Here is a 19140-nt window from a genome sequence, read left to right on the forward strand (position 1 = left end):
CTGCCGGGAGATGCACCAGTCGTTGAGGTTGTCGACCCAGTCGAAGTAGCGCTGCGACAGGTCGGCGGGGTGGATGTCCACCCGGCCGTCGCGCACCGCGTCGCCGGCGGCCGCGGCGAGCGTGTCGACCTTCACCCACCACTGCAGCGACAGCCTGGGCTCCAGCGTCGTCCTGCACCGCGAGCAGTGTCCGACCGAGTGCACGTACGGGCGCTTCTCCGCGACGATCCGGCCCTCGGCGCGCAGTGCGGCGACGATGGCCGAACGCGCCTCGAAGCGGTCGAGTCCCTCGAAGGGGCCGTGGGCGGTGATGATGCCGCGCTCGTCCAGGACCTCGATCGACTCCAGGTCGTGGCGCCGGCCGATGGCGAAGTCGTTCGGGTCGTGCGCCGGGGTCACCTTGACGGCGCCGGTGCCGAACTCCGGGTCGACGTGCGTGTCCGCGACGACCGGGATGGAGCGGTCGGTCAGCGGCAGCTTGATCCGCTTGCCGATCAAGTGCGCGTACCGCTCGTCGTCCGGGTGCACGGCGACCGCGGTGTCGCCGAGCATGGTCTCGGCGCGGGTGGTCGCGACGACGACGGTGTCGGCGCCCTCGCCGTACTTCATGGAGACGAGCTCGCCGTCGTCGTCCTGGTAGTCGACCTCGATGTCGGAGATGGCCGTCAGACAGCGCGGGCACCAGTTGATGATGCGCTCGGCACGGTAGATGAGGCCGTCGTCGAACATGTTCTTGAAGACGGTCTGGACGGCGCGGGACAGGCCCTCGTCCATGGTGAAGCGGTCGCGGCTCCAGGCGACGCCGTTGCCCAGGCGTCGCATCTGGCCGGCGATCCGGCCGCCGGACTCGCCCTTCCACTGCCACACCCGCTCGACGAACGCCTCGCGGCCCAGGTCGTGGCGGGACGTGCCCTCCTTGGCGAGCTCGCGCTCGACGACGTTCTGGGTGGCGATGCCGGCGTGGTCCATGCCGGGCTGCCACAGCGTCTCGTAGCCCTGCATGCGCTTGCGGCGGGTGAGGGCGTCGATCAGCGTGTGCTCGAAGGCGTGGCCCAGGTGCAGGGAGCCGGTGACGTTGGGCGGCGGGATGACGATGGCGTACGGGGGCTTGTCGCTCTTCGCGTCGGCGTCGAAGTAACCGCGCTCTACCCAGCGCTCGTACAGCGGCCCCTCTACCTCGGCCGGCGTGTACTGAGTCGGCAGTTCAGGGGTGCTGTTCGGCCCGCTCGCGGGGCGCTGAATGTTGTCGGTCACGGCGCATATCCTACGGCCCGGGCACGTCGCGTCCGGCCCGGCCGGTGCGGGCCGCCCTCACCCGGGCCGGGAAGGAAAGACGGCCGCACGAAGGAAATTCGCGTGTGACCAAGACCCCTCGCGTACGACCGGCTCCAGCCTGCCGGTCCGCGGCAGCCATCCCGCATCCGCGCAGGTTGCAGCCGCCATCAGGAGGGCGTGGACGCGTCGGGCCGTTCCGGACATGATCCGCGTGCGGCGCCAGGTACCAGATGCCTCCCGGACGCGTCCGCGATGACGCATCGTGCCTTCCCGGCGTGCTGGAACGCCGTCTCTGGCCCAGGCTGGGAGGCGCGACCCCGTCCGGCGCCCGTCCCGGGTCCCGGGCAGTCCTCACGCCCTCACGCGGAAGGCTCTTCGTGGACACGTCCCCCGGCTCACCGCCCCCCGAAGCTCCGGTGCCCGCCCCGCAGACCGGCTCGGACATCACCTTGCGCATCAACGGGAAGCCCTACGAGCTCACCGTCGACCACCGGACGACCGTGCTCGACGCGCTGCGCGAGCACCTGGGCATGACCGGCGCGAAGAAGGGCTGCGACCACGGCCAGTGCGGCGCCTGCACCGTGCTGCTCGACGGCCGCCGGGTCAACAGCTGTCTGCTGCTCGCCGTCGCCCAGGACGGCGGCGACCTGGTCACGGTCGAAGGGCTCACCGGGCCCGACAGCGATGCGCTGCACCCGCTCCAGCGAGCCTTCCTGGACCGCGACGCCCTGCAATGCGGCTACTGCACGCCCGGCCAGATCTGCTCGGCCGTCGGCGCCATCGACGAGGCGGCCGCCGGTCGTGCCTCCCACGTCACGGCCCCGGCCGACGCGACGGGCGCGCCCGTCGCACTGAGCAGAAACGAGATCCGTGAGCGGCTCAGCGGCAACCTGTGCCGCTGCGGCGCCTATCCGCACATCGTCGAGGCAGTCGAGGACGTGGCCCGGTGAAACCGTTCGCCTATGTACGCGCACGCAGTGTGGAAGAGGCCACCGCCGCCTATGCGGGACAGCCCCGTGCCCGGTACCTGGGCGGCGGCACCAATCTCGTGGACCTGATGAAACTGGGCGTCGAACAGCCAGCGGCTCTGATCGACATCAGCCGGCTGCCGCTCGCCGCCGTCGACGAACTCCCCGACGGCTCCGTACGGGCCGGCGCCACCGTCCGCAACAGCGACCTGGCCGCCCACCCCCTGATCCGCGACCGCTACCCGGTCCTCGCGCAAGCGATCCTCGCCGGGGCGTCGGGCCAGCTGCGCAACGTGGCGACGACCGGCGGCAACCTCCTCCAGCGCACCCGCTGCCCCTACTTCCAGGACACGTCCAAACCCTGCAACAAACGGGAACCGGGCACCGGATGCGGCGCCCGCGAGGGCGTCCACCGGGACCACGCGGTACTCGGCCACTCCGAGCAGTGCATCGCCACCCACCCGTCCGACATGGCCGTCGCGCTCGCCGCGCTCGACGCCCGGGTCGAACTGAGCGGCCCCGACGGTCAGCGTACCCTGCCCGTCACGGAGTTCCACCGCCTTCCCGGCGACAGCCCGCAGCGGGACACCGAGATCGCCCCCGGGGAACTCATCACCGGGGTGGTCCTCCCGCCTGCCGTGGCCGGTCTTCCCTCGGCCTATCGCAAGGCCCGCGACCGGGCCTCCTACGCCTTCGCGCTCGCCTCCGTCGCCGTGGTGCTCGACGTGACGGACGGCGTCGTACGCCACGCGAGGATCGCCTTCGGAGGTCTTGCCCACCGCCCCTGGCGGGCGCGCCGGGCCGAGGAGGCGCTCGTGGGGGAACGGGCCGGCGACGACGCGTTCCTGCGGGCCCTGGACGCCGAACTCGCCGCCGCCGAACCCCTGCGGGACAACGCCTACAAGGTCGCACTCGCGCGCAACCTCGCCGGCGACGTGCTGCGCCGCCTCACCCCGTGACCATGTGCCGGCCCCCGGGGCGCCCGCCTCGCCCCGCCCACCGCACGACCGCCGAGGGAGACACTCCATGACGGACACCGACGCCGCCGCGCTGGGCGCACCCGCCGAGCGCAGGGAGGGCAGCGACAAGGTCACCGGAGCCGCGCGGTACGCCGCCGAACACACCCCGGACGGCTGCCTCTACGCCAGGCCGGTCCCCGCCACGGTGGCCTCCGGGCACGTCACCGCCGTGGACACCTCCGCCGCGCTCGCCCAGCCGGGTGTCCGGGCCGTCCTCACCCACGAGGACGCGCCCCGCCTCACCGAACCGGACGACCCGACGCTCTTCGTCCTGCAGAACTCCCGTGTACCGCACCGGGGTTGGTTCGTCGCCCTGGTCGTCGCCGACACCCCCGAGGCGGCCCGCGCGGGCGCCGCCGCGCTGGATGTCACCTACCGCGAAGAGCCGCACGACGTCACCCTGCGCGTCGACCACCCCGACGCCTACATCCCCGAAGAGGCGAACGGCGGAGCCGCGGGGGAGTCGCGCCGGGGCGACCCCGAAGGCGCCTTCCGCACCGCGCCCGCGCGGGTCGACGTCGCCTATCAGATGCCTCCCCTGCACAACCATCCGATGGAGCCGCACGCCGCCACCGCCCACTGGGCGGGCGACCGGCTGACCGTCCACGACTCCAGTCAGGGCGCCACCACCGTGCGCGACACGCTCGCCGCGCTCTTCGCGCTGCCCAAGGACCGGATCACCGTCGTCTCCGAACACGTCGGCGGCGGCTTCGGCTCCAAGGGGACACCGCGGCCCCAGGTCGTACTCGCCGCCATGGCCGCCCTCTCGACGGGCCGGCCGGTCAAAGTCGCCCTGTCCAGACGGCAGTTGCCCGCGGTCGTCGGTCACCGCGCGCCCACCTTGCACCGCGTCAGGCTCGGTGCGGAGCGCGACGGCACCCTCACCACGGTCATCCACGAGGTGACCACGCACACCTCGCGCATCAAGGAGTTCGTGGAGCAGGCGGCGAGCCCCGCCCGCACCATGTATGCCTCGCCCCACAGCCGCACCACCCACCGGGTCGTCGCCCTCGACGTGCCCAGCCCCTCGTGGATGCGGGCCCCCGGCGAGGCCCCCGGCATGTACGCGCTGGAGTCCGCGATGGACGAACTCGCCACCGAGCTCGGCATGGACCCGGTCGACCTGCGGGTGCGCAACGACACCGCGACGGAACCGGACAGCGGCCTGCCGTTCAGCAGCCGACACCTCGCCGAGTGCCTGCGCGAGGGTGCCGAACGCTTCGGCTGGCACGGCCGCGACCCGCGCCCCCGTGCCCGCACCGAGGGCCCGCTCCTCGTCGGCACCGGAGTCGCCTCGGCGACCTATCCGGTCCTTGTCTCCCCTTCACGGGCGAGCGCCCGCGCGCTGCCGGACGGCCGCTACGTCGTCCAGGTCAACGCCACCGACATCGGCACCGGCGCCCGCACCGTGCTCGCCCAGATCGCCGCCGACGCGCTCGGCGTGCCCCTGGACCGCGTCCGCACCGAGATCGGCAGCAGCGATCTGCCGTCCGCTCCGCTGGCGGGCGGCTCGTCCGGTACTGCCTCGTGGGGGTGGGCGGTGCACGAGGCGTGTACGCGCCTGGTCGCACGCCTCGCCGACAGGAAGGACCCGCTGCCCGCCGACGGGCTGAGCGCCACCGCGGACACGAAAGGCACCGCCGACGCGGAGAGCGGCTTCGCCCGGCACGCCTTCGGCGCCCACTTCGCGGAGGTCACGGTCGACACGGTCTCCGGAGAGGTCAGGGTGCGCCGCCTGCTCGGCGTGTACGCCGCAGGACGCATCCTCAACGCCCGTACCGCGCGCTCCCAGTTCATCGGCGGCATGACCATGGGACTCGGCATGGCGCTCACCGAAGGCAGCACGATGGACGCCGCTTTCGGTGACTTCACCGAGTCGGATCTCGCGTCCTATCACGTACCGGCCCACGCGGACGTCCCCGCCGTCGAGGCCCACTGGATCGAGGAGGACGACCCGCACCTCAACCCCATGGGCAGCAAAGGGATCGGGGAGATCGGCATCGTCGGAACGGCGGCGGCCATCGGCAACGCGGTCCACCATGCGACCGGGCTGCGCCTGCGCGAACTCCCCCTCACGCCGGACCGGTTGCTCTCGGCGGGCCTGTGAGGAGGCAGGTCGCCCACGACGGTGACTTCACCGGCGGCGTCGATCCGACGCTAGCCTGACGGGCCGGGCCGGGCGCGAGCTGTGTCTCGTCGCCTCGAACCGGTTCGAGTTGCCCGTTGAACGAAGGACGACAGTGAATCCCTCCTTTGCCCAGCCGGACTCCGGCACGTCCACGAGCAGCGTTGCCCGCGCCGTCACGGACATCCTGCAGCCACGCAACGTCCTCGTGGTCGGCATGCTCGGGATCGGCGCCGTCGCGGGCGGCCTCGCCGGGCTGGCGTGGGGGCTCCTCGGTGCGCTGTGCGCGGGCGTGGTGCCCGCGGCCTACATCGAGTTCGAACGAAAGCGGGGGACGTGGGGCGACCGCCATGTGGTGGACCGGACGAAGCGGGCGCCGATCTTCCTCGTGATCCTGGCGTCCGTCGGGACCGGCGCGCTGCTGATGACGCTGGGGAACGCGCCGTCGGACGTCATCAGGGCCATGGTCGCGCTGTGGGTGATGACCGTCGTCCTGCTGGGCATCAACACCGTCTGGAAGGTCTCCGTCGACTCGGCGGTCGCGTCGGCCGTGGTCGCACTGCTCGCCGTCGTGCACAGTCCTTGGTGGCTGGCGGGGTACGCCGTGACCGCGGCGGTGTGCTGGTCCCGGGTGGCCCTGCGCTACCACACGGTGGCGCAGACCGCGGCGGGTGCGGCGCTGGGGGCGCTCACCACGGCCGCGTGGATCGGAGCCTGACCCGCATCGCTCGCGGAGGGACGCAGGAGCCCGGGGGCCGACAGCCCCCGGGCTCCTGCGCGCACCGATCGGGTCTCAGCAGGCGCCGAGGTCCTGCCAGACGCCCCACTCGCCGGTGGTGCCGGGCTCCTCGCCCGTCGTCCACCACTTGGCCTTCCAGGTGTGCCCCTTGTACGACACCTGCTGGCCGCCCGTGTAGATCGAGCCCGAGGCCCAAGGCGCCGCCGTGCACTGGCTGCCGCTGCCGCCGGTGATGGTCAGCGAGTACGTCGCCGAGTGCGCGGCGGCCGGGCTCGCGCCGCTGACCACGAGTTGGTAGGTGCCGTTGGCGGCCGCCGCGGTCGTGGCGACGGTGAGCGTCGAGGTTCCTCCGGCCGTCACCGAGGCGGGGCTGAGGGAGGCGGTGACTCCGGCGGGCGCGCCGCTGACGGAGAGCTTCACGCTCTGGGCGCTGCCCGCGGTGACCGAGGTCCGTACCGTCGCGCTCGTGGAGGCACCGGCCTTGACCGTCCCCGACGCCGGGGCGGTGGTCAGGGAGAAGTCGTTGCCCGGCGCGGTCGTGCCGCTGGTGAAGGGCGCGAAGACGTGGGAGAAGTCCCAGGTGTTCTGCTCGATGCCGGAGCAGGTGTCACCGGCCGCCCCGCCGGGGCAGCTGCCGTTGTCGCGCTGGAGAGCCCAGAAGGAGATCATGTTGATCCCCTTGCCGGTCGCCCAGTCGTACACGTCCTTGGCGTTGGCGAGGGTGAACGTCTCGGCCGGCCCGAAGTCGTCGACGCCCGGCATCTCGGTGACGCCGATCATGCCCCACAGCTGCGCCGCGCTCTTGCCGGGGTAGAGCGTGGCGAGCTGGTTGTACAGGCCCTGGGCAGCGGTCTTGGTGTCCTGCGCCATGTTGTGCGAGGCGTTGTCGTAGTAGTCGAAGGTCATGAGGTTGACGACGTCGACGCGCGCGCCGTTGGCCACCGCGTTCCGCAGGACGGCGAGCCCGCTGTCGGCGGGGCCACTGGTCGTCGTCGGCAGGGTGTACGAGATCTCCAGCTTGCGGCCGCTGGCGGCGGCCCAGTCCTGGACCTTCTTGATCGCCTTGTTCCGCCGGTCGATGCCGGCGTTGTTGTTCAGGGAGTCGACCTCGATGTCCATGTCGAGCCGGGGGATGTCGTAGGTCGTGACGACCTTCTCGTAGACGGCGGCGATCTGGTCGACGTCCGTACAGCTGTCGGCGATCTCGGTGCCGGTGGTGTCCGCCGTGTAGCCGCCGAACGAGGGGATGACGTCCCCGCCGCGCCCCTGGATCGTCTTGATGTCCGCGCCGAAGGACGACGCGGCGACGGGCAGCGAGGTGTCGCCGTTCCAGTAGGCGGTGCACGAGCCCTTCGACGCCGTCTGGAGGAACGCCATCGTCAGGTGCTTGGCCCCGGACTGGGCGCTGAGAGCGGCCGGGCTCTCACCGGTCCACGACTCGAAGTACGGCGCGAAGACATGGGCGGGGAGCGGGGTCGCGGCCTGCGCGGGGGAGCCCGCGACGGCGGTGAGGCCCAGAGCGGCCACTGCGGTGGCCACCGCGGTGACAGTGGCACGGAGGGAGCGCATACGTCTCATGGCCATCCAAGAAGTGAGGCGGCGTCAACTCAGCTGTGACGCACGGGAGATGCATACGGAATAGCCCTGCGGTCAGAGACATGTCAATGGTCTGCACCAAGTGAGGACTAGACCAATTCTGGCGACTCTCCCTGCCTCGTGCGGCGACGCATCGCTCCGTGCGCCGTGGGGGTGCTGGTCAGACCGGGCCCCCGGGCCCCGATGGCGCCCGACCTGGGCCGGGAGGGTCGTCGAACCATCTGCCGAATTCGATGGTGCCCCCACGGAGCGCACCGCACGCTCATGATCGGTGCTTCGTCGTGCGCCGCCGACCGACGATGCCGTGAGAGTCGACCGAGGCGTTCTCAAGGCCGCCTCACTGCTCCAGGGCGAGGGCGGACTCCTCGGCCGCCGCGGCGCCGCGCGGGTGCATGGTCCGTTCGTAGGAGGCGACGGCCGCGTCCAGGCCGGAGCCGTGACGGACGGCATCTCCGATCGCCAGGGCGAGGTCGGCTCCGTCGATCAGGGCGAGGTTGGCGCCTTGCCCGGCCGGGGGCATCAGGTGCGCGGCGTCGCCGAGCAGGGTGATGCCAGGGGTGTGCTGCCAGGTGTGGGGGTAGGGCAGCCGGTGCACGGGCCGGTTGACGAAGGGGCCTTCGTTCTCGCGGAGGACGCGGCGCAGGTCCTCGTGCCAGCCGGCGAACACCGTCAGGAAATGGGCGCGTACGGCCTCGGTGTCCGCGAGGTCCACTCCGGCCTGCGCGGCCCAGTCGAGTGCGCACTTGAGGCCGATGTAGACCCGGATGCTGCCGTCGCCGTTGCGCTGGCCGATGAGCAAGTGGGTGGGGTCGCCGGCGTCGGTGGCGAGCATCATGCCGTGCCCGACCAGCCGGGCGAGCGCGGGGTGTTGGTCGTCGACGTCGGTGAACCACGTCTCGACCAGTGTGTTGCCGGTGTAGAGCGGGACGGCGTCGGAGAGCGCGGGCCGGACCTTGGACCAGGCGCCGTCGGCGCCGATGACGAGGTCGAACTCCTCGGTGGTTCCCTCACCCAGTGTGAGGCGGGTGCGGCCGTGGGGCGTGCGGCGGACTTCCAGGACGGCCGTGTCGAAGCGCACGTTCTCCGTCCCGAAGTCCTCCAGGAGCATGGTGCGCAGGTCGGTGCGGTCGATCTCGGGACGTGCGGGGCCTTCGGGGTCCTCCTCGTGTGCGACCAGGCGACCGGTGTGCGCGTACTCGCGCATCTCCTGGCCCTCGGGCCGGGACAGCTTGAGGAAAGCGTCGTGCAGGCCGGCGGTGCGCAGCGCGGCCTGGCCGGTGTGTTCGTGCAGGTCGAGGCTGCCGCCTTGCGTTCGGTGGTGGGCGCTGGGGTCGCGTTCGAGGACGGTGGCGTGGATGCCGGCCTGGCGCAGCACGGTGGCGCAGAGCAGGCCGCCGGGGCCGGCGCCGACGATGGCGATACGGGGGGTGGAGTGCGACATGGGTGGGGTCCTTGCGGGAGTGGGGTTGCGGGGTCGGGGCGCGGCCGGCCCCTATGGGGCGGCTGTGACGCGGCCGGGGCCGGCCGTCGTGCGGAAGAGGAGGACGGCCGCGGTGATGATCATGAGGAGGCCGAGGGCGTAAGGGGTCGCGTGGCCGGTGCTCGCGTACAGCCATCCGGCGAGCAGGGGTGCGGTCATCTGGATCGCCGAACCGATGGAGGAGATGCCTCCGGCCAGCCATCCCTGTTCGTCGGCGCCGACCGCGTTCGACATCAGCCCGTCCAGGGCGGCGGTCATGGCTCCCTGGCCGGAGGCGAACAGGAGGGCAGCCACGGCCAGGAGTTGGGGTGTGTCGAGGGCGAAGGCGACCAGGGCCATTCCGGCGCAGCCGACCGCCTGACCGGCTATGCCGGAGATGACCACGCCGCGTTCGCCGATGCGGGGCACCAGGAGGGCGAGCAGTCCGCCCTGGATGACGATGTCGAGGATGCCGGCTGCCGACAGCACCAGGCCGATCTGGGCCGGGCCCCAGCCCACGCTGTCCTTGCCGAGCACGGAGAGGTTGTTCACGTAGAAGTAGAACGGGATGCTGATCAGGGTGAACCCGGTCAGGAGAACCCGCAGTTCTTTACGGGCGAAGGCGTCCTTGAGCACCTTGAACGGGTGCAGTTCCTCCAGGTTGAGCTTCTTGGCCCGGTGGTGCGGGGCGAGGCTCTCGGGCAGCGCGAAGAGGGCCACGAGCCCCACGAGGGCGGCGATCAGCGCGGTCGCGTAGACCGGGGCGTCCAGGCTGATCCTGGACAGGGCGCCGCCGATCGCGGGGCCGATCATCATGCCCACGCCGGTCAGGGCGCCGAGCAGGCCGTACCGCTTGGTGCGGTCCTTGGCCGGGGTGATGTCGGCGACGTAGGCGAAGATCGCGGGCATGTCGCCCGCCGCGAAACCCTGGACGGCCCTGGCGGCGATCAGCACCCACAGGGCGCCGCCGACGCCGAACATCGCGTAACTGGCGGCGGCGCCGAACGCGCTGATGATCAGCACGGGGCGTCGTCCGATGCGGTCGGACAGGCCGCCCAGCAGGGGTGCGACGAGGAACGCGCAGAGGGCGTTCACCGATTCCAGTACACCGATCCACAGGGCCAGGGAGCCCTCGTGGACGTACTCCAGCGTGACGAACGGCAGGACCGGAAAGACCACGGTCATCCCGATCGAGTTCAGCAGCGTGAGGCAGACGATGACCACCCATGCCCGGCGACGCGGTGCGGAGGTGACCGTGCCACCGTCCGGTGCGGTGGTGGTTGTGGTGTCCATGGCTTCCTCCCAGCGGGCGGTCGCGGGGTGGCGGCGGTCGCACACCCGGAACGATTTACAGAACAAGACTGTAAACAGAACAGTTCTGGTTTTGCAACTGGTATGGTGAGCTCATGGGGACAAACCAGCAGCTCGGACGCCGTGAACGCAAAAAAGCGCAGACCCGCAAGCTGATCGCCGACACGGCCCTGCGGCTGTTCCTCGCGCGCGGCTACGACAACGTCGGCGTGCGCGAGGTCGCCCAGGAAGCGGACGTCGCCACCGCGACCCTGTTCGCCCACTTCCCGTCCAAAGAGGCTCTCGTCTTCGACCAGGACGACGAACAGGAACAGCTCCTGCTCGACGTCGTGCGCGAGCGTCCCGACGGCGTCTCCGTCCCGCAGGCGCTGCGCGGCTGGTTCCAGCAGATGGTGGAAACCGCCCGCAACGAGCCCCGACTGGCGCAGTTCCATCAGCTGATCGACGGCACGCCCGCCCTGCGGGACTACTCGGCCAGAATGTGGCTGCGCCACGAGAACGCCCTCGCCGAGGTCATCGCCGCGGACATCGGCCTGTCCGCCCCCGACACCGCCAGCCGCCTCGTCGCCCGCACCGCCCTGGGGATCGTCCCGTCGATCCGCTCACTCGACGACGCCGCGCAGATCATCGACGTCACCTTCAGGTTCATCGAGGCCGGCTGGGCGGCAACCACCGCCCCTGCGACCGTCTGACCGCCCCAGGGGCAGGGCCGCGACGCACGGAGGGGCGGTCGTCCGTCCCCGTTCTCCGTTCTCCTGGATACGCTGCGCCGATCACGGGCTCGGCCGCGTCCCGGCGGTGGGATCCACCGCGGTCAGGTCCCTGGTGGCGATGCGCCGCAGGTGCCGGGTGAGGACCTCTTCGGCGCGGGGATTCAACCGGATCAGGGCCACCATGCCGGTGACGATGACGTCGCAGACCTCGGCCTCGACGTCGTCCCAGGTGTGCGAGTGGCCCTTGCGGGGGTTCTGTCCGAAGACGCCGATGACGGCCTCGGCGACTTCTCCCGCCTCCTCCTGGATCTTGAGGAGTTGCAGGAGGATCCGCTGTTCCCGGGGGAGGGTGGAATGCTCCTCCAGACGGTGGGCCAAGCTGCCGATCGTTTCCCAGATGTCCGTCACGTGCGTCTCGACTCTCTGGCGTGGGCGGGGTCTCGGGTGCCTGATGAGAGGGGCATGGACGGTCACCTGTCGTTGGCCCACGCCATCCGCGCGGTGTGCCCGAGCACGGCGGGCAGATGTCGGCACATGGCCCGGAAGCCGGCTTCTGCCAGGGGATTCTTCCCGTACTCGCCCTCGAAGGTGATGGCGGCCGGGGGCGGAGGCGGCGGCCGCTCGCCGTCCGGGGGCGCGGTGTCGGTCACAGTCACCTGTGTCCTCCTCGGGGTTGTGATGCCGCACTGGGTGGCTCGGCGGTGCATGGCATAACGACGCCCAATGGGAATCGAACGCGCTCGATTCCGGACTCCCTGGAACCCTTGCTGCGCGCGGAGTTGCACGTGCGGGTGCGGCTACCGGGCCCTCTGGGCGGGACACCGTGTGGCCGAATCGCCAACGCTAGATGCCCCTGTGACGAATGAGGTTCCAGAGACCGTCGTCCGGGGTGCGGCGCGAGGGGGGACTTAGGTCCACCCTCGATCCGGAGGGCACCCTCATCCCCAGGCCGTTCCGGATCCGGTTGGCTGGTCATCGTCACCAACAGGGGCACAGAACGGGGATGGGATCATGCAGATGCTGTTGTCGAAGAAGACCAAGGCCGCTGTCCTGGCGGGGGCGTTGCTCGCACTGAGCTCTCCCGCGGCCGTGGCCGCGAGCGCCGGGCAGTCGGCCGCGAGACACTCCTACGACGAGCGCGCGCTCCAGCGGGACCTGGCAGCCGTACGCAAGGCGGGCGGCGGTGACGTGAACGTGCTGGCCCGGGTGGACACCGCGCACGGCGCGCCTGTCATGGCCCGCATCGGCACCCGTGCGGTCGGCTCGGCGGACCCGATCCCGTGGAACGCGCACTTTCGTACGGCGAGCACGACGAAGGCGTTCATGGCGACCGTGGTCCTGCAACTCGCCGCGGAGAAGCGGCTGTCACTGGACGACACCGTCGAACACTGGCTCCCGGGCGTCGTCACGGGCCACGGCAACGACGGCAGCCGCATCACCGTCCGCGACCTGCTGCGGCAGACCAGCGGCCTGTACGACTACATGGACGACCCGGCCCTCCAGGACCAGCTGATCCACCACTTCGACGAGCACCGCTACGACACCACTGCGGCGGCCGACCTGGTCGCGGTGGCGATGCAGCATCCTCCCGTGTTCGTCTCCCCACAGGGCCGTGCGACCCGGTGGGCGTACTCGAACACCAACTACCTGCTGGCAGCGATGATCGCCGAGAAGGCGGGCGGTGCCGGCTGGGAGGAGCTGGTCGGGCAGCGGGTGATCGCGAAGCTGGGGCTGCGGGACACCTCCGTTCCCGGACGCGATCCCCACCTGCCCGACCCGCACGTGAACGCGTACCTCATGAACGAGGACGGCGCGCGTCTCGACGTGACCGAGCACAGCCTGCAGCACACCGCCGACTCCGGCGTGGTCAGCACCGCTGCCGACCTGAACACCTTCTTCCGCGCCCTGGCCGACGGCCGACTGCTCCCCGCCCGGCAGTGGCGCGAGATGCGCGAGACCGTCCGGCGCACTGACGACCCCGACGATGTGGCGGAAATGCCCGAGGGAACCTACGGCCTCGGACTGCGCAAGATCCCGCTCTCCTGCGGAGGCTTCTACTACACCCATGAGGGCGACGGGGTGGGCGTCAACACCCGCCCCGCCGTGAGCGCCGACGGCACACGTGCGGTGACCGTCTCGATCACCACCACCACGGCACCGCCCGACCTCGTTGCTCTCAACCGTGCCACGGGTGCCCTCGTCGACCATGCCCTGTGCGACAGGACCGGCAAGGATGCACCGAAGGGATAGCCCTTCGGGTCGGGACGCCCTCACTTCCCCCTCGTCGCCTCCAGTTGGGCGAGGACGGGGAAGTGGTCCGAGGGCCAGACCTCGTGGTCGTGGTCGTCGAGGGTGCGGGTGCGGCGGACGTGGAACCCGCGGACCAGGATCCAGTCGATACGTTCCTCGGGCACGCCGCTGAAGCCATGGAAGGTCCCCGGAGGCCCCTGGTGTGCGCCGGTGTCCACGGCGTCGGCGAAGTCGTCGAGCAGCACGGCGTGCGTGTCGCTCGACGGGCCGGTGTTGAAGTCGCCGACCAGCACGGCCGGCCCACCGGCCGCAAGCTCGGCGACCTGCGCGTGCAGGGCCTGCGCGCACCGCGTGCGCCCGGCTTCTCCGCTGGCGTCCTCCGGCCACGGGAAGTGGCTGTTGGCGATCACGAACTCCACCCCCTCCACGCGCAGGCGGGCCCAAGTGGTCACCCGGGGCCGGGGGTTGCCCCATGTGCCGGAGCCCACCGCATCGGGGGTGTCGGAGAGCCAGAAGTCGCCGGTCTCCAGCGCCGTGACGCGATCCGTGCGCCAGAGGATGCCCGTGTGTTCCCCGTCGTGTCCGCCGTAGTGGTCACGCCCGTGGAACGCGTAGCCCGGCATCCGCTCCAGCAGGTCGTCGCGCTGGACGCCGGTGGTCTCCTGGGTGCCGATCACGTCGGCTCCGGTGCCGGCGAGGACGTGGGCGAGCAGGTCGCGGCGGCACTCCCACGCCGCGGGAGGCGGGTCTGCCGGGCCGCGGACATTGGCGGTCACGATGGTGAGGGCCATGGGTTCCTCCTTTTTCGCGCGTCCGCGCGGGGCAGTGGGCCTGTGGCGCGTGAGACGTCACTCCGGTGCGCGGTCGGGGGCGTTGCCGAAGGCGAGGGCAAGTCCCCTCTCGGTGTCCTCCTCGCCGCGCTGCAGGGCGATCTTGTACGCCTGCGGGCCCATGTCCGTGAGGGCTTGTCGCTCCGTCTGCTCACGTACGGGGGCGAGTTCGGGCGTGCCGCGTTGGAGGTGGCCGACACTGCGCCAATAGGCGAGGCCGGTGCCCGACAGGACCGTGGCGTCCTCGCTCTGACCTTGGGCGGCCAGGGCTGCCGCGAGCAGGTCGAGCCCGAGCGCGATGCCGAAGCTGTCGCCGATGCTCCACTTGCTGTGGAGCATCGCGCGGGCGTGCTCCTCGGCGTCCTGGACCCGGTCCTCGAACAGGGCGATGAGCGAGAGCTGGTACTGCAGGTAGGAGCGCGTCCACAGTTCGTCGGCCGCCTCGCATTCGGCGAGGAGTTCGCGGGCCAGGGCCTGGGACTCGTGGTGGGCGCCGAGGGCGGTCAGGGCGAAGACGCCGATCAGCCGACAGCGCAGCCGGCCGGGGGACGTGCTGGTGCCGCGGGCCTCGGCGTCCAGGGCACGTTCGGCCGTGGTGCGGGCGACCAGCGGCCGCCCGGTGAGCAGATAGATCAGGCCGTTGAGATAGGCGGCCGCGAGCCGGGCCTCGTGGTCACCGAACTCCTCTGCCTCGCGGGCGCAGTCGGCCGCGAGAGCCTGGGCGGTGTCGTGCTCACCCTGCAGGAGGCACGCGACCCCCAGGCCCCAGAGCGCTTGCGCACGCACCGGGCCGTGCGCGTGGTGCAGTGCCAGGCCGCGCTCCAAGTAGCCGCGGGCCTCGTGCAGATGGCCGCAGCAGGTCCAGTAGAAGGCGACGTGGCCTGCCAGTTCGAGCCCTTCCTCGGGGCGCACGAGCAGGAGGTGATCGATGGCGGCGCACAGATCAGGATGGGTCCGCGCGATCCGCTGGTACCACTGGACCTGCTTTGGCCCCGCCCATTCGGCTGCTGCCGTGCGCGCCACGTGCAGGTGGTGGGATGCGTGGGCCCGCGCGATCCGCTCCTCCTCGCCCAGCTCCGCGAGCCACATCCGCCCGTACTCCTTGAGGGTGTCCAGCATGCGGAAGCGATCCCCGACGCGGGTGAGCACCGACTGGTTCACCAGGCTGTCCAGCGCGGCGGCCACCTCGTCCGGACCCAACGGATGAAGGGCGCAGATGGCCTGTGCCGCCTGCAGGTCGACAGGACAGCGGGCGACGGAGAGCCGCGCCCACACCAGGCGTTCGACGGGGCTGCACAGCTCGTGGCTCCAGCCGATGGTCGTCCGCAGGGCCCGATGCCGCGCCGGCCGGGCCGTCGGGTCGCCCGTAAGGGCTTCGAGCCTCGAAGCGAGGGCGTCCGCCAGGTCCGCGATGCTCCGCGAGCGCAATTGGGCACAGGCCAACTCCAGGGCGAGGGGCACCCCTTCGAGCCTCCGGCACACGTCCGAGGCCGCGGCCGTCCATTCCGGTGAGTCCAGTACATGAGGCGCCACGACGGGACGCGCCCGGTCCCGGAAGAGCCGCAGCGCGTCGCTGTCCTCGCCCGGCGTTCCTTCGTCGACCGGCAAGGGATCGACCCTGACGGTCTGCTCGCCCGCGACCTCAAGAGGCTTCCTGCTCGTGGCCAACACGGTCAGACCAGGCGCGTAGGCGAGCAGGTCATCCAACATGCGCCGCAGGTCGGGCACCAGGTGTTCGCAGGAATCGAGCACAAGGAGCACCCGCCGGTCGGCCAGCCACGACCGCAGCACGTCGATCTGCATGCGAGGGGTGTGATCGGCGAGTCCCACCACGTCGCAGACCGTGGCGATGAGCAGCCGGTCACCGACCAGCGGTGTGAGATCCACCCAGTACACGCCGTCCGGATGGCGCCCCTCGTCCTGAAGGGCCCCGCGTACGGCCAGGCGGGTCTTGCCGACGCCGCCCGCACCCACCAGCGTCACGACGCGGTGCGTCGCGAGCATGCCGACCACTTGGCGCGACTCGTTGCCGCGCCCCACGAAGCTGGTTGTCTCGTCGGGAACCATGACTGCCATGAGGAAGAGTCTGACGCAGTCGTGGCACGTCGACCCGGGACTTCGGCGAGGTCAACACCTCTTGCGTGCCACTCCGTTGACGATGGCGACGATCGTCTCCTCCGCTTCCGTCGCCTTCACGTCGGCGACGCCATGAGCGTACGGCGCGAGTAGCCGCCCTGCCGGATCTCGTCGGGGGATCCGAGGAGGTCGAGCCGTCGGATATCGCGCGGTACCGCGCCGCGCTCGCCGTCGAGGGGATCGACACCGGCGACCTGCGCGGTGTGACGTGAGTGCATGCACGGCGCGCGGCACCCTTGCTAGGATTCCGTACAGCGGACTAACTATTCCGCATTATGGAATCAGGAAGAGTGAGGGTGGCATGGCGGACATCGCATTCATCGGACTGGGCATCATGGGCAGCCCCATGGCCGTCAACCTGGTCCGCGCAGGGCACCGGGTCACCGGCTGGAACCGCACTCCCGAGAAGGCCGCTCCCCTCGTCGAGGCGGGCGGCAAGGCCGCCGCGAGCATCGCCGAAGCCGTCCGGGACGCCGACGTCGTGATCACGATGGTGCCCGCCGGGCCCCAGGTCGAGCAGGTGGCATACGGACCGGACGGCATCCTCGCGCACGCCCGCCCCGGTGCCCTGCTCATCGACCACTCGTCCATCCCGCCGCACATCTCGGTCGCCCTCGCCGAGAAGGCGAAGGAGTACCGGGTGCGCGTGCTCGACGCACCCGTGTCCGGCGGCGAGGCGGGGGCCGTCGAAGGCGTGCTGTCCGTCATGGTCGGCGGCGACCCGGCCGACTTCGAGGCCGCGCGGCCCGTGTTCGAGGCCGTGGGCCGGACCGTCGTTCACTGCGGTCCGCACGGCTCGGGCCAGACCGTCAAGGCCGCCAACCAGATGATCGTCGCAGTCAACCTGCAGGCCTGCGCCGAGGCCGTCACCTTCCTGCGGAAGTCCGGCGTCGACCTGGCCGCGGCCCTGGAGGTGCTGGGCGGTGGACTGGCGGGTTCGACCGTGCTCGCGCGCAAGAAGGACAACTTCCTGCGGAACGAGTTCACCCCCGGGTTCAAGGTGGCGCTGCACCACAAGGACATGGGGATCGCCGCCCACGCGGCCCGCGCCGTGGGAGCCGTCGTGCCCGTGACGGCCGTGGCCGCGCAGCAGATCGCCACCGCGCAGGCGAACGGCTGGGGCGAGCTGGACCACTCGGTGCTGCTGCGGGTGGTGGAGCAACTCAGCGGCCCGACCGACTGACACGGCCCCGCCCGGTACGCCCGTACGTTCGGCCCGGGCCCCTCAGGAGGGGTTCTGCGGCACGGCCGACAACAGGCTGTGCAGGATCGGGCCGGCCGAGCCGCCGCCCGTGACGCCCTGTTCGACGACACAGGCGACGGCGACGTTGCCGCGCTGCGCCACGAGCCAGCCGTTGTTGGGCTCGCTCTCCGAGACCTCGGCGGTACCGGTCTTCGCGCCGATGGCACCGGGCAGGTCGGAGAGCACGTGCGCGGTCCCCTCGGTGACGGTGGCCCGCATGAGGGTGCGCAGCTGATCCACCACGGACCGGGGGAGCGGCGTGGTGGACGTCGTGTCCTTGGCTCCGGGCACGATGGTCGGCTGGTGGAAGCGGCCGGACGCGGCCGTCGCTGTGACCGACGCCATGATCAACGGGTTGGCCTGGATGCGGCCCTGACCGATCATCGAGGCGGCCTTCTCCGTCTCGTCCTTGGGCCTGGGCACCGAACCGTCGTAGGACGGGATGCCGACATGCCAGTTCTGGCCGATCCCGAAGTACTTGCGCGCCGCATCCCCGAGTTCGGTGTCGCCGAGCTTGCCGCGCAGGCTGATGAAGGCGGTGTTGCAGGACTCGGTGAAGTCCTTGCGGAAGGTGGCGTTCGGGAACGAGGACGTCTCGACGTTGTGGAACTCCTTGCCGACGGTGAGGTACTTGGGGCAGTCCACGGTGTCGTCGGGGGCCACGGCGTTCTTCATCAGCAGCGCGCTGCTCGTCACGATCTTGAAGGTGGAACCCGGCGCGTACGTTCCGGACATGGCGCGGTTGAACCCGGAGACGGGGGAATTGGACAGCGCGAGGATCTCGCCGTTGTCGACGCGCATGACGACGAGCGCCGCGTTCTTGCCGTCGGCCTTCTCTGCCATGGCCTTGTCCGCGGCGGCCTGCCAGGTCGCGTCCAGCGTCGTGGCCGCAGGCTTGTCGGAGGCGGCCCGGTTCGCCTTGCCGAAGGTGGTCTCGGTGCCCTCGACCTCGCCCGTTGCCCTGTCCACGAGCCGGATCGCACCGCTGGGCCCGGATGCCCCGCCGGCCAACTGGGAAAGTACCGGCTGCAGTGACGGATAGGCGTCGCCCGTCAGGGACGTGCCGTTGCGGTCGGTGACCTTCGGCCGTGCCGTGTCCGCCCGCTCCAGGCGGAACTTGGCGGTGTCGCTCAGATGCGGATGGACGACACCCAGGGACCAGTCGACCTTCCAGGTCCCGTTCTTCTGCTTGCGTACCGGGAGTTGGGAGCGGTACGTCCAGGTGCCCAGCTCGGTGACGGGCATTTTCGCCGTGAAGGGGACCTGGACGATGCCGTCGTCCGCGTTCTCGGCGGGACCTGCGGTGAGCCGCGGCTTGCTGATGTCGAGGCCCGCGGTGAAGCTGCGCAGCACCTCCTGTGCCCGGGTGGGGTTCGTCGTGCGCGTGCCGGCACTGTCGAAGCGGCCGCCGGCCCAGTCCGCCAGGAACGCCTTGGCCTGGGCGGCGGCCGCGGGCTGCGGCCCGGCGTCGTCGCC

At 71.1% G+C, this 19140-nt stretch carries 16 protein-coding genes and 1 pseudogene; 7 read left to right on the plus strand and 10 right to left on the minus strand.

The window, feature by feature from the left end:
* Positions 1 to 1254 (minus strand): class I tRNA ligase family protein (locus tag G3I40_RS05785; protein ID WP_164301076.1); only part of this gene is annotated, 1254 nt, incomplete at its 3' end.
* 437 nt (positions 1255 to 1691) lie between these two features.
* Between G3I40_RS05785 and G3I40_RS05790 the strand changes: the two genes are divergently transcribed.
* From G3I40_RS05790 to G3I40_RS05805, 4 genes are all read left to right on the plus strand, one after another.
* Positions 1692 to 2225, plus strand: coding sequence for a 2Fe-2S iron-sulfur cluster-binding protein (locus tag G3I40_RS05790; RefSeq protein ID WP_343244840.1), 534 nt, complete (start codon positions 1692 to 1694; stop codon positions 2223 to 2225).
* Entirely contained in the window at positions 2222 to 3202 is a 981-nt protein-coding gene (locus tag G3I40_RS05795; protein WP_164301078.1) for a xanthine dehydrogenase family protein subunit M, read from the plus strand. The genes G3I40_RS05790 and G3I40_RS05795 overlap by 4 nt, the downstream gene beginning before the upstream one ends.
* Positions 3203 to 3269: 67 nt before the next feature.
* Positions 3270 to 5369: a xanthine dehydrogenase family protein molybdopterin-binding subunit gene (locus tag G3I40_RS05800; RefSeq protein WP_164301079.1), complete on the plus strand. Its 2100-nt coding sequence runs from the start codon at positions 3270 to 3272 to the stop codon at positions 5367 to 5369.
* Between the two features lie 133 nt (positions 5370 to 5502).
* A complete protein-coding gene (locus G3I40_RS05805) occupies positions 5503 to 6105 on the plus strand; it encodes a hypothetical protein (RefSeq protein ID WP_164301080.1) in 603 nt (200 codons plus the stop codon).
* A gap of 75 nt (positions 6106 to 6180) precedes the next feature.
* Here the strand turns inward: G3I40_RS05805 and G3I40_RS05810 are convergent, their stop codons facing one another.
* From G3I40_RS05810 to G3I40_RS05820, 3 genes are all read right to left on the minus strand, one after another.
* Positions 6181 to 7704 carry a chitinase gene (locus G3I40_RS05810; protein ID WP_164301091.1) on the minus strand — a complete coding sequence of 508 codons (1524 nt, stop codon included), beginning with the start codon at positions 7702 to 7704 and terminating at the stop codon, positions 6181 to 6183.
* 355 nt (positions 7705 to 8059) lie between these two features.
* A complete protein-coding gene (locus tag G3I40_RS05815; protein ID WP_164301081.1) occupies positions 8060 to 9163 on the minus strand; it encodes an NAD(P)/FAD-dependent oxidoreductase in 1104 nt (367 codons plus the stop codon).
* Between the two features lie 51 nt (positions 9164 to 9214).
* Complete coding sequence (locus tag G3I40_RS05820; protein ID WP_164301082.1) at positions 9215 to 10474, minus strand: MFS transporter; 1260 nt, start codon at positions 10472 to 10474, stop codon at positions 9215 to 9217.
* A gap of 113 nt (positions 10475 to 10587) precedes the next feature.
* On the opposite strand from G3I40_RS05820, the gene G3I40_RS05825 reads away from it, so the two are divergent.
* Entirely contained in the window at positions 10588 to 11184 is a 597-nt protein-coding gene (locus tag G3I40_RS05825; protein WP_164301083.1) for a TetR/AcrR family transcriptional regulator, read from the plus strand.
* A gap of 81 nt (positions 11185 to 11265) precedes the next feature.
* Here the strand turns inward: G3I40_RS05825 and G3I40_RS05830 are convergent, their stop codons facing one another.
* Positions 11266 to 11583, minus strand: coding sequence for a MazG-like family protein (locus G3I40_RS05830; protein WP_203643519.1), 318 nt, complete (start codon positions 11581 to 11583; stop codon positions 11266 to 11268).
* 95 nt (positions 11584 to 11678) lie between these two features.
* A pseudogene (locus G3I40_RS05835) lies at positions 11679 to 11912 on the minus strand (hypothetical protein); the annotation flags it as partial.
* Between the two features lie 304 nt (positions 11913 to 12216).
* On the opposite strand from G3I40_RS05835, the gene G3I40_RS05840 reads away from it, so the two are divergent.
* On the plus strand, positions 12217 to 13455 hold the full coding sequence (locus tag G3I40_RS05840) for a serine hydrolase domain-containing protein (RefSeq protein WP_164301085.1): 1239 nt from the start codon (positions 12217 to 12219) through the stop codon (positions 13453 to 13455).
* A gap of 20 nt (positions 13456 to 13475) precedes the next feature.
* On the opposite strand, the gene G3I40_RS05845 is transcribed toward G3I40_RS05840, so the two are convergent.
* The 3 genes from G3I40_RS05845 to G3I40_RS05855 all read right to left on the minus strand — a co-directional run bounded on the left by G3I40_RS05845 (position 13476) and on the right by G3I40_RS05855 (position 16639).
* A complete protein-coding gene (locus tag G3I40_RS05845) occupies positions 13476 to 14246 on the minus strand; it encodes an endonuclease/exonuclease/phosphatase family protein (RefSeq protein WP_164301086.1) in 771 nt (256 codons plus the stop codon).
* A 57-nt stretch (positions 14247 to 14303) separates the two neighbouring features.
* Positions 14304 to 16361, minus strand: coding sequence for an NB-ARC domain-containing protein (locus G3I40_RS05850; protein ID WP_164301087.1), 2058 nt, complete (start codon positions 16359 to 16361; stop codon positions 14304 to 14306).
* A 116-nt stretch (positions 16362 to 16477) separates the two neighbouring features.
* The gene (locus G3I40_RS05855) at positions 16478 to 16639 is read right to left on the minus strand and encodes a hypothetical protein (protein ID WP_164301088.1); all 162 of its coding nucleotides are present in this window, start codon (positions 16637 to 16639) and stop codon (positions 16478 to 16480) included.
* 83 nt (positions 16640 to 16722) lie between these two features.
* Between G3I40_RS05855 and G3I40_RS05860 the strand changes: the two genes are divergently transcribed.
* On the plus strand, positions 16723 to 17604 hold the full coding sequence (locus tag G3I40_RS05860; RefSeq protein WP_164301089.1) for a 2-hydroxy-3-oxopropionate reductase: 882 nt from the start codon (positions 16723 to 16725) through the stop codon (positions 17602 to 17604).
* Between the two features lie 42 nt (positions 17605 to 17646).
* Here the strand turns inward: G3I40_RS05860 and G3I40_RS05865 are convergent.
* Positions 17647 to 19140, minus strand: a 1494-nt coding sequence (locus G3I40_RS05865) for a penicillin-binding transpeptidase domain-containing protein (RefSeq protein ID WP_164301090.1), incomplete at its 5' end; no start/stop codon positions are given.

It is taken from the genome of Streptomyces sp. SID14478 (assembly GCF_010548525.1).
In the GTDB taxonomy this organism is placed as follows: Bacteria; Actinomycetota; Actinomycetes; order Streptomycetales; family Streptomycetaceae; genus Streptomyces.